General features: G+C 67.2%; 11 protein-coding genes. 2 read left to right on the top strand and 9 right to left on the bottom strand.

Translation table 11 applies throughout. The features are described 5' to 3' along the window. Positions 1-7: 7 nt before the first annotated feature. The 4 genes from MRBLMI12_RS11545 to MRBLMI12_RS11530 form a co-directional block, all read right to left on the bottom strand. Positions 8-1777: a DUF5605 domain-containing protein gene (locus MRBLMI12_RS11545; RefSeq protein ID WP_363356616.1), complete on the bottom strand. Its 1770-nt coding sequence runs from the start codon at positions 1775-1777 to the stop codon at positions 8-10. A 5-nt stretch (positions 1778-1782) separates the two neighbouring features. Next, positions 1783-2679, bottom strand: coding sequence for a carbohydrate ABC transporter permease (locus MRBLMI12_RS11540; RefSeq protein WP_363356615.1), 897 nt, complete (start codon positions 2677-2679; stop codon positions 1783-1785). Further along, entirely contained in the window at positions 2676-3572 is an 897-nt protein-coding gene (locus MRBLMI12_RS11535) for a carbohydrate ABC transporter permease (protein WP_363356614.1), read from the bottom strand. Before MRBLMI12_RS11535 ends, MRBLMI12_RS11540 begins: the two co-directional genes overlap by 4 nt. A gap of 83 nt (positions 3573-3655) precedes the next feature. Continuing rightward, entirely contained in the window at positions 3656-4924 is a 1269-nt protein-coding gene (locus tag MRBLMI12_RS11530; protein ID WP_363356613.1) for an ABC transporter substrate-binding protein, read from the bottom strand. A 235-nt stretch (positions 4925-5159) separates the two neighbouring features. On the opposite strand from MRBLMI12_RS11530, the gene MRBLMI12_RS11525 reads away from it, so the two are divergent. Beyond that, positions 5160-6212 carry a LacI family DNA-binding transcriptional regulator gene (locus MRBLMI12_RS11525; RefSeq protein ID WP_363356612.1) on the top strand — a complete coding sequence of 351 codons (1053 nt, stop codon included), beginning with the start codon at positions 5160-5162 and terminating at the stop codon, positions 6210-6212. 41 nt (positions 6213-6253) lie between these two features. Here the strand turns inward: MRBLMI12_RS11525 and MRBLMI12_RS11520 are convergent, their stop codons facing one another. Genes MRBLMI12_RS11520 through MRBLMI12_RS11500 form a run of 5 tightly spaced genes read right to left on the bottom strand, consistent with a single transcriptional unit; the run spans position 6254 to position 13005 of the window. Continuing rightward, positions 6254-8419, bottom strand: a complete 2166-nt coding sequence (locus MRBLMI12_RS11520) for an alpha-N-acetylglucosaminidase (RefSeq protein WP_363356611.1) — start codon at positions 8417-8419, stop codon at positions 6254-6256. Then, positions 8416-9801 carry a Gfo/Idh/MocA family protein gene (locus MRBLMI12_RS11515; protein ID WP_363356610.1) on the bottom strand — a complete coding sequence of 462 codons (1386 nt, stop codon included), beginning with the start codon at positions 9799-9801 and terminating at the stop codon, positions 8416-8418. The genes MRBLMI12_RS11520 and MRBLMI12_RS11515 overlap by 4 nt, the downstream gene beginning before the upstream one ends. Beyond that, the gene (locus tag MRBLMI12_RS11510; protein WP_363356609.1) at positions 9798-10646 is read right to left on the bottom strand and encodes a carbohydrate ABC transporter permease; all 849 of its coding nucleotides are present in this window, start codon (positions 10644-10646) and stop codon (positions 9798-9800) included. Before MRBLMI12_RS11510 ends, MRBLMI12_RS11515 begins: the two co-directional genes overlap by 4 nt. 17 nt (positions 10647-10663) lie before the next feature. Next, the gene (locus MRBLMI12_RS11505) at positions 10664-11623 is read right to left on the bottom strand and encodes a carbohydrate ABC transporter permease (RefSeq protein WP_363356608.1); all 960 of its coding nucleotides are present in this window, start codon (positions 11621-11623) and stop codon (positions 10664-10666) included. Next, complete coding sequence (locus tag MRBLMI12_RS11500) at positions 11620-13005, bottom strand: ABC transporter substrate-binding protein (RefSeq protein WP_363356607.1); 1386 nt, start codon at positions 13003-13005, stop codon at positions 11620-11622. The genes MRBLMI12_RS11505 and MRBLMI12_RS11500 overlap by 4 nt, the downstream gene beginning before the upstream one ends. A gap of 173 nt (positions 13006-13178) precedes the next feature. Between MRBLMI12_RS11500 and MRBLMI12_RS11495 the strand changes: the two genes are divergently transcribed. Further along, complete coding sequence (locus MRBLMI12_RS11495; RefSeq protein WP_363356606.1) at positions 13179-14159, top strand: Lrp/AsnC family transcriptional regulator; 981 nt, start codon at positions 13179-13181, stop codon at positions 14157-14159. The last annotated feature ends 17 nt before the right edge of the window (positions 14160-14176 follow it).

The raw sequence follows: 14176 nt of genomic DNA, 5'->3' as shown, positions 1-14176 counted from the left end.
CAGGAGGTCACCTCGACGCAGCTTGGAACCGCAATGCGATGAAGGGTCGTCCGGGCAGCTCGATGGTGAAGCGCCCGCTGAACGTACCCGGCAAGCGGTCGACGGTCATGTTCCAGGTGTCGATGATGTCCACGGTGTAGGCGACCGCAGGGTCCCACAGGAAGCGGCGGAACCTGGGCTGATGAGACCCGAAGTATGTGAGGACGTACCGACCAGGAATACCCGCGCTGGGACAGTCCCACTCGAGATCGATCGGCTCCATCGCCGTCGGCGCGCTCTCGATGACCTCACGCAGCAGACTGATTCGCGCAGGGCTGGATCCGATCAGCTCGCCACCCTTGGACCACCACAGCTCGTCATTCTCCCTGAGGTACGTTTCGCCGTGGCCGACATAACCGCCGCGGACCGCGCCCTCCCAGAATCGACGTACCATCTCTTGGCCGGTGATGTTGCCCCAGCCCTGGTCGATGTCGCCCTCGTACGCACACTCGTCGATGACGACGGCTTTTCCCCATCGCGTGCGCCACTCGTCGGTCATCTCCGCCGTCTTGTAGATGTCCTGCCGCTGGATGCTGGCGTGCGTCACCCACTCGCGTGCGTAGTCGTAGAACTCGAAGCAATTGTGGATGGACAGCAGGTGACCTGTGGGATCGTTCTCGTTCACGATCGAGGCGAACCTCTCCCAGTCGGCCTCGGCCTTGGAGGGCATCAGGTCGTACTCGTTCGCCAATGACCACCAGACGTTCTCGAACGCGGCGAGACGAGCCACGGCGTATCGCACGTAGCGATCGTCGGCGAGCGCCCCCATGTCCGCAAAGCCCCACCGGTCGTAGGGATGGAAGAGGATCAGGTCTGCCTGGATGCCCCGCTCGCTCAGATCACGGACGCGCTGCTCGAGATGCTGCCAGTAGCGAACGTCGAAGCGCTCGAGATCGAACCCGTCGTCGGGATTGCCGCAGAAAGGATAGAACGACGGTTCGTTCTCGTTGAAGACATAGGATTTCGGAAAGATGCACATTCGGATCTTGTTGAACGGCGACGCGGCGAGCGTTCGGAGCGTCTGCTCTTCGAGCCCCACCTCTTGGTGGGTCCACGCATAGGCGGTCGTGCCCACCGGAACGAACCGCTCTCCATTCGCGTACGCGAAGTGGAAGCGGTCCTGAATGCGTACCGGGCCGCGGGCATCCGCATCGGCGAGAGCTTCGAACTCCCCCTCGACTCCGTGCATGCTCGGCGCATTGCTGACGCTCACGAATCGATGAGCGCCCTCCGACTCGACCAGATAGCGCACGCGATAGGTTCCGTCGCCGTCATAGAAGCCGGGCACCTCGACGGGTCCTTCCGGACGCTCGAGCCGAAGTGCGAGCTGGACGTCGATGAAAGGATTCCCGTGCCGCGGACCGTCGAACACGATCTCGAACACTCCGAATCGAGACACTGACTGCGGATACCGGACACGCGCCGTGGCGACCGTCCCCTCTGCCTCGTATGACCTGGAGACGGGTGCGGAACCCATGTCATCCTCGGCACTGTCAGTGGTCGGCTCCCCGAGTGCGGACAAGTCCTCGAACAGCGCCTCGACGGCCTGGGGACTGGCCAACGCCGGGGATGTGCGCGCAACGAGGCCGAGCGGATGCCCGCCGAGGACCAATGCGTCGGAGATGTTCTTCAACTCCGGCATATGGCGTTCAAGAACCGCGCGCGCACGCTTGTCCCGAAGGACGGCACCGAGCTTCTCCTCCCCCGAGTAACCGGAGTTCGTAGCAGTGGTGTTCATTGAGGTCATCCCTTCACGGATCCGGCGAAGGCGCCGGACACGAAGTAGCGCTGGAACAGCAGGTAGACGATCACGACGGGTATCACCGACATGATCGTGAAGGCGTTGATCGGCCCGTAGGAGCTGGTGTACTGCGATTGGAACCCTTGGATCGCCAGCGGCACGGTCCAGGATTCCGAGCTCTGAAGGAGCACCAGCGCCATCCCGTACTCGTTCCACGTGGCGACGAAGTCGAGGATGAACAGCGCGGCCAGCGCTGGACCCGATAGCGGCAGGATGATCTGCCAGAACAGTCGGAAGTACGATGCTCCGTCCATTCGGGCGCTCTCGTCCAGCTCCTCGGGAATCTGACGGAAGAACCCGTACAGGATGAAGATCTCGTAGGGGATGCCGAATCCGATGTACGGCAGGATGACGCCGATGTGGGTGTTGAGCAGCCCCATCGAGTTGATGATCTGGAACAGAGGGGCGATGGCCACCTGAATGGGCACCATCGCACCCATGGCCATCGCGGCCAAGAGCAACCGACGCCGCTTGAAGCGGATCCGCGCGATCGCGAAGGCCGCGGCCGCAGCGATCAGCAACCCGAGCGGTACCTTGACCAGGGCGATGATGAGGCTGTTCGTCCCCGCGTTCAGCAGGTTGCCCGCGGTGTATGCCTCGGCGTAGTTAGCGAAGTCCGGATTGGCCGGCCAGGAGAACACGGGTGTGCCGATCGCGTCCGCCTCCGTCTTCAGCGACGTGAACAGGATGAAGATGAGCGGCAGCATCCAGATGAGCAAGGAGATCACCAGCGCGATCCACAGCCCGATGCGGATGTAGTTCGGCTGCTGCCTGCGGCGTGGTTCGAGTTCACGAAGCGACGCCCGCTGCTGTGTGGTCGGTGTCAGGACGGCGTTCATTTCTCCTCCTGGCGGCCGGTCCATGCCAGGTAGGGAAGCACCACCGCCAAAGTGACGATGAGCAGGACGGTCGCTACCGCGCTTCCGGGGCCGTATTCGTGGTTGGTGAGCGATTGCTGATATGACCAGAGCGCGAGCACCTGAGTCTTCTGCGCCGGGCCTCCGCCGGTCATTCCGACGATCAGGTCGAATACCTTGATCGCACCGATGAAGGTGAGCACGTAGACGATCACGATCGTGGGGCGTAGCGCTGGCAGGGTGACGTTGCGGAACACCTGCCAGCTGTTGGCGCCGTCGATGCGTGCGGCTTCGATCTGCTCCTTCTGCACGGATTGGAGTCCGGCCAGGAACAGCACCATGTTCGTGCCGACCCCCTGCCACACGGAGGCGAGGAAGACGGAATAGAGGGCCAGGTTCTGATCGCCGAGCCACTGGATGTCGGCCAGCCACGGCAACCCGAGGGCGTTGCCGATGCTGGCCCCGATGCCGTAATTGGGGTTGTAGATCCAGCGCCACATGTTCGCGACGGCGATGGACGCCAGGACTCCCGGGATGTAGAAGACGGATCGGAACACGTTCCGTCCGAACAGCGGCCGGTTCAATGCGAGTGCCAGCAGCAGACTGATCGTGATCGGAACGATCAGCGACAGCACGATCCAGATGACTGTGTTTCGGAAGGCCGTCCAGAACACCGGGTCCTGCGTGAAGATCCTGATGTAGTTGCGCAGGCCGACGAACTCCTGAGGATCGCCGACGAAGCCGGACCAGTCGAAGAAGGACAGGCGGACGGACTCGATCATCGGCGCGATGACGAAGACGACGTAGGCGATCAGCGCCGGCGCCAGAAACGGCAGTGCGATCAGGAAGTGTGAACGACGCCGTGAACGAGCCACGCGAGTCGAGGATGATGCGGACATGAGATCCCTCGCGAGACGAGGCCGCGCCGGCGGGAGGTTCGCCCCCGCCGGCGGTGGCATCACTGGTTGTCGATGAACTTCTGCAGCTCGGCGCCCGCCTGCGATGGCTCCAGCTCGTCCGTGGCGACGAGATTCTGAATGCGCCAGTACTCGGTTGTCATCGCCAGGGTCATTCCCTGATCGTTGAAGTAGTAGAGGCCGGTCGCATCGTCGAACAGCGGGTTCCACTGCGTGTCGAGGCTGTCCTGCGTCGACTCGTCGACAGCGACGTTGACGTTGATGGGCCGCGCTCCGACCAGGCGCTGGTTGATCTGCTGCGGCTCCTCGCTCGTGAGGTAGTCGAGGAACAGCGCAGCCTCGTCGGGGTGCTCGCTGGTCGCCGAGATGTAGACGTTCGAGGTGTCGCCGTACAGCTCGCCAGTGCCGGTGGGGAAGAGGAATACACCGATCGTGCTCGTGTCGACGTCGTTCGAGCGCAGCACGTTGTCGAACCAGTTGCCCTCGATCACCATCGCCGCTTCCCCCTGGAAGAACAGCGCATTCGCCTCGGAGTCGCTGAGGCTCGCCCATCCCGGAGTGAGATAGTCCTGGGTCCAGGTGTGGAATTCCTCGAAGGTGTCGTCCACGCAGGGCTCCTCCGCCCAGTCCGCCTCGGCGGTGATGAGCGCGCGGAAGGTCTCCGGACCGCACTGGGTCATCAGAATGTTGTCGAGCAGGCGCATCAGGTGCCAGTTCACCGTGCCGCCGAACTCGATCGGGGTGATCCCGGCGGCCACGAGCTTCTCGGCATCCTCGACGAGTTCTTCGTATGTCGTCGGGGTCTCGGAGATGCCCGCCTGGGCGAACAGATCCTTGTTGTAGAAGACAGCAGCACCGGCCTGGCCGTTCGGCACTCCGTCGTATCCCCCGTACTGCGTGACACTGGCCATCCCGACATCACTGAATCGCTCTGCCCAGTCGTACTCGTCGTAGTACTCCTCCAGGTCGAGGCTTGCACCGCCCTGGACGTACTCCCCCCCGATACCAGGGCCAGCCCAAGACCAGTACACGTCAGGCGCGGCGGAGGTGCCGAGCGATGTCCGAAGCGCTTCCTTGTGCGCATCGGTGGCGCGTTCCTGAACATCGATCTTGATCTCGGGATGCTGCTTCTCGAAGCCGTCGATGATCTCCTGCGATGCCTGCTTCGAGGCATCGTTCGTGTCCGCAAGCTTCCAATAGGTGAGGGTGACCTGACCGTCCGCGCTCTCACCCCCAGCCGAGCAGGCGGCGAGGCTCAGGGAGATCACCGCGACCCCCGCGAGGGCCGACATCCGTGTCGTTCGCATCATTGCGCTTCCTTTGCTGTCGTTTATGCGCGCCCGCGTGTGTCTTGACAGGGCGGAGCGGTCGCTGGATCACCGCTATGTTAGCGATTGCATATCGCCTGTCAAGAGGCAGCTTCGCAATGCGCTCGGGCATCGCGATCTCAGTCAGGTAGCACGCATTCGCCAAGAAAGGCGAGAAGTGGAGTTTGTGGAATCGCTAACTTCTCGACAACCGCTAGGATCGAGACACTCGACGCCGATGGAAGATGACATGCCTATTGACGGAGCGAACGGGGCTGGGCCCGCGAGTCGTCCGACCCTCACCGACGTCGGCCACCTTGCGGGCGTATCAGCACAAACGGTGTCGCGCTATCTCACTGGCGCTTCATACGTCGGTAAGGAGACGGGCGCTCGGATCCAGAAGGCCATCGATGCCCTCGGCTACCGGCCGAACCGCCTCGCTCGGAGCCTGCAGATCGGTCGAGCCGACACCGTCGGAGTTCTCACGTCCGCTCCTCTGAATTACGGCGCAGCCCAGACGCTGTCGGGACTCAGCTTCGCCGCCCACGATGCCGACATCACACTCATCACCGCACACCTGACCGCCTCCAACCCGCAGCCTCCGGAGGCGACCCGCGCGTTGGAGCGATTCCTGTCGATGCGTGTCGACGGCATCGTGGTGTCGGCGAGAGTGGAAGGGCTGGAGCGTGTGCTCGAGCGGAGTGTTCGCAACGAAGTACCCGTCGTCGCGATAACCGGCCGGCCGCTGCCGAGCACGGGCACTGTTGGAGCCGACTCCTACGCCGCGGGCCGCGCGGTGATGGGCCACCTGCTTCAACTCGGCCACCGCAGCATCGCTTTCCTCTCGGGCCCCCGGGACAGTGTCGAATCACAGGAGCGGGAACGTGCGTACTACGACATGGTCGCGGAAGCGGGAGCGAACCTCCTGCCCGTGATGACCGGCGGCGATTGGACGGGCGCCGCGGGCTTCGAGGCTGGGCGACGCGTGGACTTCACCACATTCACTGCAGTCTTCGCCGCAGACGATGAGCTCGCGCTGGGGTTCGCCGCGGCGGCTCGCGAGCGCGGCTTCTCCGCGCCCCACGACTACTCGCTCGCCGGCATCGACGACATGCCCGAGGCGCGCTACTTCGCGCCTCCGCTGACCACCGCACGCTTGGACTTCGTGTCACTAGGGCGTCGCGCGTTCGAGGTTCTGCAACATGCCATTCGTACGGGCGAGCAGCATCCCCACGTCGTGGAATCACCGGAACTGATCATTCGCGACTCGACCGGACCCGTCTCAGGCTGAACGCCGGGCCGGCAGCCGTTGTGAATCCCGCGCGCCCGCGCTCAGACGCCGAGCCGGTCCAGCGTCGCCGCGGCGATCGCGAGCGGGGCGGCCGAGGACGCGTCCTCGCTGCCGGTCGTGGTGCGCCATGACTCCTCGATCTGGACGATCTGCCGCTGCAGCACCGTGTCGTCGGGCGGAGTTCCGCCCTCGACGGCGTCGGCGAGCCAGTCGGTCCACGCCGCCCAGCGCGGCAGATACAGGTATCGCACGAGACCTGACCAGTGGCGGCCGGAGTAGTCGTGCAGGCCGCTCGTCTGGTGCCCCCACACCGACACCAGGCTGCGTGCGTCGCGCTCCATGATGTCGGCTTCGCTGGAGCTGTCGCCCCACGAGCGCGCCGCGGCGATCCAGGTCGACACGCGGGACTCCGGGCGCGTGGCGACGAGGTCGTCGAGGGCGATCAGATCCCCGTGCAGCCGGTCGGCGTGCGCGCGCAGGGCCTGAGCGTCACGGGCCGCGTACCCGGCGAGCACGCCCCGGATGTGCTGTCTCAGCTGCTGCGCCAGGATGTGCCCGGTCAGCTCGACGACATCGCGTTCGAGTGCGTCGCGGTGGACCGCGCGGTCATCCAGCCTGATGAGCAGCCTCACGGCATGCGCGATGTCGGGCAGGTCTCCGAGCACGGCAGGGTCGTTCTCGGCATCGATGTTGGCCGACATGCGCGTCGGCTCGACGGGAAGCGCCTCACCGGCCAGGCGCTGCGTCGCGAACGGCGCGGATTCCGTCCACGGGCGCGCGATCACCGGCGAGGGTATCGAGCGGGTCCGGCCAGGAGCGTACAGCGTCGCGGCGAGGAGCCGCCAGGCCTCTCGGGCCGCGGGGTCGTCGACGCCGTACCGCTGCGTCGCGAACGCCGGGATCCACTCGTCGACGTCGATCGGACGCCAGACCGCATCGGCTGCCGCCTCGTAGAACACCGTGTTGTTCTCGATCGCCTCGGGAGCCAGACCCACGCCTTCCAGTCCGTCGGGCCGCAGCGCGGCCAGCTCCGCGACGTCGCCGACCAGGCCCCGCACATCCCCGAAGAGCGCGAAGCGCCCGCCGAAGTTGTGGACGGCTGTCCAGATCCAACGTCGTCCGTGCATGCCGTCGCGCCACATCGGGGCATGCTCGCCCCAGAGATCGATGAGCACGAGCCGGTCCCGGGGGACGCCGGACAAATACGCCGCGATCCGCTCCGGCGACCAGAATCCGCGGTGGTAGTGGAACGGCCACCCCTGCAGCAGCCACGTCGCCTGAGGATGGACCGACGCCAGCGCCCCGTGCACCCCTGCGCCGCTCCGGGCCAGCTCGTCCAGCTCGCCGGAGGGCGGCAGAGATTCGATGTACGGATCGACGGCGAACCACGGCTGCGCGCCCGGGTCGCCGAGCAGGTCGCGCTGCGCCTCGAGGAACGTGCGCACGAACCGCGCGTAGGCCGCGGAGCCGGGCTCGAGCACCGGCGTCCGCCACCCCTGCCACTGGATCTCGGCGGCATCCGCTCCGGCGAGCGACGACGGCACATGCCCACCCGTGACCGGCAGCACGGGCGTCATCCCCAGCTCACCGATGCGGACGAGAATGCGCCGGGCGAGTTCCACACGGCGCTCCGCCCACGTCGCCGGCAGGGGGCCTCCGAAATGGTGCATGCCCCCCATCGACATCCACGGGATGGATGCGGCACCGCCGACCCACGCGCGCGCCTCGTCGGCGTCCACCCCCGACCGCCGCAGCGCCTCGAAGAGGACGGCCTCGTACGCCGTGAGCACGAGCGGGTGGGTGACGCCGTGCAGCGCCATCCAGTCCAGCTCGCGCTCCCAGCGGGGCCAGTCCCAGAACGCGGTGGAGTAGCCGTGCGTCACGACGTTCAAGTGATAGCGGATGCCGAACCCCGTCGTCTGCGCCGTCTCGGGCGAGTCTGGCCACACCGTCCACGCGGGCGCGATCGCGGGAGACTCCCACGTGATGCGCTGACCGTGCGATTGCAGATAGCGGGCGAACGCGCTCGCCGTCGCGACGAGGTCGGTTCCGCGCAGGGTGAGGACGCCGTCGTGCGCCTCGAAGGAGGCGGCGGCCGCGGCATCCGTCTCCCCCACCGGCAGCAGCGCGACCTGCACGCGCGACGCGTCGCCGCCCACTCGCTCGATCAGCCTCCGCAGGGACGCTGCGAAGTGCGGCTCGGTCATGACGAAGGGTCTCCTTCTGCGTTCTGAAGGATTCTGAGGCTCGACGACCATGCGGCGAAATCGATCGGACGCCCCGTGAGGCGGGACTCCTCGGCGGCGAAAGCCATGAGGTGGCTGTCGAGCGCGGTCGCGAACGAGAGCTCGCCCTCGCCGACGGTTCCGGCGCCGAGGGCGTCGACGAACTCCGCCATGAGCCCCGCGTCACCACCGGCGTGACCCGCGTGGTCGCCGAGATCGGCATTGGGCATGACGACGCGCAGCGTGTGTCGTTCGTGGCCCATCGGCGGCTTGAGCTGCAGTTCGTGCACGGCCGGAGGAAGATCGTCCGGAAGTGTGGCGGTCGGCGAGAACAGGTCGACGACGACTTCTCCGCTCTCCATGTGGCCCGTCAGCTGGCCCGCGGAGCCGGTGATCGCGACGTTGCGTGTGTTCTCCGCGGTGAACGCGGACGCGGTGAGCGTCGCGGTCAGCCCTCCGGGGAACATCATCGTCGTCTGCTGGTGATCGGCCACGTCGTTGTCGCTGCGGTACACGCAGCGACCGTAGTCGCCGGTGCGCAGAGCCGCCAGGCGACCGGACGGTGACGTGTCGGCGCCGAGCAGATGGACGGGGTGCCCCGAGACCTCGGCGAGCGCGTCGACGTAGTACCGCGGTGCGAAGAACGGGCAGCTGTCGGCGACAGGGCATCCGTCGAGGCAGAAGCGCGGGGCACCGGGCGGAGCGTTCTCTTCGCGGAACCACGACAGCTCGCCGATGCTGTACACGCTCTCGGGCGGAGCGCCCGCGATCCAGCGGATGAGGTCGAGGTCGTGAGAGGTCTTGGTCAGCACCATCGCGCCGGCGTGCTCGGCACTGCGCCAGTTGCCGCGCACGTACGAGTGCGCGAAGTGCCAGAAGCCGATGTTCTCGCGCACCTCCAGCGTCATCGGCCGGCCGATCGCGCCGGAGTCCACGATGCGTTTGACGGTGCGCCAGAACGGTGTGAACCGCAGCACGTGACCGACAGCCAGCCGCGATGACGCCGCGGCGGCGTGCCGGGCCAGCCGCTCGAGCTCGGGCAGGCTCGGTGCCGCCGGCTTCTCGAGCAGGAACGGCACGCCCGCATCCGCCACCGCGATGGCGACGTCGACGTGCAGGGCATCCGGGACGGCGATGACCACGCCGTCGGCACGGAGCGCGTGCAGGTCGGCCACGACGTCCCGCCAGTCGCCGTACTGGGCCGCGCCGCCGGCCTCCGCAGCGAGCGCCTCCCTGCGGGGGGCGGACACGTCGGACACGGCGATCAGGTGCGCCCGCTCCGGGTGCTCGACGATCCACCGCCCGTAGGCGTCACGACCTCGCCCTCCCGCGCCGATCACCACGATGCGCTGGGCCCGCGTCATTTCTCCGCTCCCGCCGTCAGGCCCTCGACCAGATAGCGCTGGGCGACGAAGAACAGCACGATGACCGGGGCGGTGACGGCGAGGGAGCCGGCCAGCAGCACCGTCACCGGCACGTTGAAATCGGCCAGCTGCGAGATGCCCAGGGGCGCCGTCCAGAGGTCACGGTCCTGGACCAGGAACAGCAGCGCGTAGAAGTACTCGTTCCACGCGATCATGAACACGTAGATGGCGGTCGCCACCACGCCCGGCAGCGCGATCGGGAGCACGACGCTGCGGAGCATCTGCGGCAGCGAGGCGCCGTCGACGATCGCCGCTTCCTCGACGCTCTCGGGCAGGGCCTGGAAGTAGTTGCGCAGCATGTAGATCGCCACCGGGACGGTGGCGGCGACGTAGACGAGGAACAGCCCGATGAGCGAACCGGTCAGTCCCGCCTTCGCGAGGAGGACGAACAGCGGCACCGACAGGACGATCCCCGGGAAGAGGTAGACGCCGAGGATGATCCCGTTCACGGCGCCGCGACCGCGATAGCGCAGCCGCGCTGCGGCGTATGCGCCGAGGATCGACACCAGGATCGCCAGCACGACGGTGCCCGCGGCGACCAGGAGCGAGTTGATCACGAATCGCCCGAGCCCGAAGCCGCCCTGGGCCGGATCGAGCATCGCGGTCGTGTACCCCGAGAAGTCGAGCTCGTCCAGCGTCGGGATCAGGTCCAGCGGCGCCTGGACGATCGACGAGAAGGGGCGCACCGACAGCACGACGCCGTACAGGACGGGACCGAGCGCGAAGATCAGAGCGAGCGCGATGATCGCGACGCGACCTGCATTGGCCAGGGGATGCGGCGCCATCGGGGATCGGCGGCGGGTCATTCGAGGTCGACCTTTCTGCGCGAGAGCGCCACGTAGACGGCCAGCAACGAGATGAGCACGACCGACATCAGCAGGCCGTACGCGGCTGCGCTGCCGATGTCGGCTCGGGTGACGAGCTCGGTGTAGACCTTGAGCGCCATGACCTGCGTGCCGCCCGCACCTTCGGTGAGGAGGTAGATCTCGCTGAAGCTCTGAAAGGTCCAGATGAACCGGAGCAGGCAGAGCAGCAGGATGACCCCCTTCAGCTGCGGCAACACGATGCGACCGGTGATCTGGAATCCGTTCGCCCCGTCCAGCGCCGCGGCCTCCTCGATACTGGGCGAGACGCCCTGCAGCCGTGCCGTGATGAACAGGAAGGACAGCGGGGCGGAGGTCCAGATCTCGAACGCCACGACCACCAGGAGCGACAACGGGATCGGGATGCCCCATATCTCGGTCGTGGAGGTGTTCAGGAACCCGATGGAACTCTCCCACCCGAGGACCTCGCGGCCGAATGCGTTGACCACGCCGTACTGCGGGTTGAGCATCGTCTGCCAGATCGTGACCGCGGCGATCACGGGCAGGACGTAGGGCACGAGCACGAGCGCCCGCACCAGCCCGCGACCGCGGAACGGCCGCCGCAGCGCCAGTGCCAGCACGAGGCCCAGCCCCACCGACCCGATCATGGTGAGCGAGGCGTAGAGCACCGTCGTTCCCAGCGCCCGCCAGAAGGCCGGATTGCCCAGCGCACGCTGGAAGTTCTCGAGAGACCATTCGATCGGCTCCGTGCCCAGCTTCGGGATGTCGACGAGGCGGATCTCGCTGAAGGCGAAGACCACGACCAGCGCCAGCGGCAGGATCGAAGCGAGGAGGATGACGACGAAGGTCGGAGCGGTCAGGAGCAGGCCGTTGCGGTTGTCCCGCTGGGAGCGGCTGCGTGGCCGCCCCCAGCGGTGGCGGATGGCTCCGGTACTCACAAGCCCGCCTGTACCTCCTCGACGGCCGCCTTCATGGCTGCTGTCACCTCGGCGGCGGGCACCCCGTTGTAGAGCTGCTCGATCTGTCCGGACAGCACGCCCTGGCTGGACACCAGGCCGGCGAGGGTCGCGTCAGGCGTTCCCATGCCCCACAGGTAGACGGAATTGATGCCGTCGCGGATCTCGCCCACGAACTCCTCACCGTACAGCTCGACGGATGTCATCTCCTGCCCCGGGCCGATGCCCAGTCCGCCCCACGCCTCGATGAACTCCGTCGGGTCGTCTGCGGAGCCGTTGCGCAGCGGGATGCGGCCTTCCGTCGCGACGGCGAGCGTGTCGACGTAGCCGGTGCTCATCACGTACTCGATGTACTGCTGCGCGGCGTCGGTATCGGCACCCGCGGGGATCCCGTAGCCAAGGATGGCACCGTACTGCGCCGGGTCGTCCTCACCGAGCACGGTCACGAACTCGGTGTTGTCGGCGAGGAACGTCGGCTGATCCGCGCACTCCGGGCACGTCGCCGGCGTCGCCTCGTCGAGGCCCGCCAGCTCGTCCAGGATGTGCGTGGAGAACAGCAGCATCGCGGCATCGCCGTTCATGTACGCGGCGCGAGCGCTGGTGACATCGAAATCGCCGGCCACCGAGGAGTCACGCAGCCTCAGGAACTGCTCGGCCGCGTCGGTGCACGCATCCGAGTCGATCGTCACCTCGCCGTCGACGACCAGCTCGCACCCGGCGCTCTGGAAGATCGACTGGATGCCCTCGGTCGCCGAGGCGGTGCCGGCCTGCGTGCCGAACGCGAGGCCGGTGATCCCGAGATTCTCCTTGACGGCGGTCGCGGCATCCGCGAGCTCCTCGACATTCGTCGGGACATCGACGCCCGCCTGCTCCAGCAGGTCGCTGCGGTAGGCGATGAGGTGCGTCCAGCCGTCGCTGGGGACGGCGGCGATCTGATCGTCGATCGTCACGGCCTCGATCGCGTGCTCGTTGAAAGTCTCCACGCCGAGCGCGTCGACCGTGGCGGCGGCCGCCTCCGCATCCAGCAGACCCTGCGACGTCCACGCGCCGGTCTGGCTCGACGAATGCAGGATGACGTCGGGGACGTCACCGGTCGCCGATCCGGTGACGAGCGCCTGGTCCTGATCGGCGGCGGCCATGGGCACGACCTCGACCTCGATTCCGGTCTCCTCCGTGAATGCGGCGGCGACCGCCTCCTGAGCGGCGAGGCGCTCGGGGGTCGCCTGGGGCGTCCAGAAGACCACGCTGCCGCCGTCCCCCTCGGAGCCGGTGTCATCTGTGCCGGCGGAGCAGCCGGCCAGGAGGCCGAACGCTGCCACCACCGCGAGCGGAGCTGCGAGCCGTTGTGCTCGGATCCGGGTCATGTGCATCACTCCTCTTGTCTTGGCGACGAGCGCCGGAATGGGGCGAGGCGCCGTGTCCATGCTGCGCCGATGGTGCGATCTTTCCGCCGAACGAGCAATGTCGATGAGATGCAGTGACAGAATGCAAGAAAGCACCCCTACAGACGCTACCTCTGAAACGTAAGGTGCACATCGTGGACGATCTCGACCGACGCATCACCGGCGCGCTCCTCGCCTGCCCTCGCGCGAGCAATGCGCAGATCAGCGAGGCCGTCTTCACCTCCGAGGCCACGGTGTCCCGACGCGTAGCCCGTCTCGTGCGGGATGGCACCGTGCGCGTCACCGGTGTGCTCGACGGCGAGGCGACGGGGCGGTCGCGCTCATTGTTCGTGCGGCTGCGCTGCCGCCCGGGGTCGGCGCACCGCTCCGCGCAGCGCCTCGCGACGTGGCCGGAGTGCGGGTCCGTGAAGCTCGTCACCGGCAGCGTGGACTGCATCGCCGAGATCAGCTACACCTCCAACGATCACCTCCTGGCGCTCACCCTCGAGCAGCTCCCGGCGCTCGACGGCGTGATGGCCGTGTGGAGCAATCAGGTCATCCGGCGGTTCGCGACCCCGCACAGCTGGCTGCCGGAGCTGCTGCCCGCCGACATCGTTCAGCAGCTGCGATCTCAGCGCCTCGACCCGTGGACCGATCCCCTTCCGGATCGACGCGTCAAGACGGACGCCCTCGACGAACGCATCGCGGCCGCGTTGTCGGAGGACGGCCGGGTGGGATGGCAGCGGCTCGGTGAGGTGTGCGAGGCGAGCCCGGTGACGGTGCGACGGCGGGCCGAGTCGATGATGGCCTCGGGCGCGCTGCGGATGCGGGCCGTCGTCGAGCCCGAGCGCATCGGGCTGCCGGTGAACGCGTTCGTCGCCCTGAGCGTGAACCCGACGCAGCTGAGCCGAGCGGGCGAGCTGCTGGCGGAGCATCCTGCCACGCTCATGATCGCCGCGACCACCGGTGATCGGAACCTGTGCGGCGAGGTCGCCATCGCGTCGGACGCGGCCCTGTACGGCTTCATCTCCGACACGATCGGCGGCCTGCCCGGGCTCCAGCACGCCGATGTCGCGGTGGCACTGCACTCGCTGAAGCGGGCCGGGCGCGCGCGGGAGCTCGCATCCGCCCGGTGACCGCCGCGTGACAGCGT

The sequence above is a fragment of the Microbacterium sp. LMI12-1-1.1 genome, assembly GCF_040676455.1.
Classification (GTDB): domain Bacteria; phylum Actinomycetota; class Actinomycetes; order Actinomycetales; family Microbacteriaceae; genus Microbacterium.
Note: the sequence above shows the minus strand (reverse complement) of the source record. Positions and strands in the feature narration are given on the sequence as shown.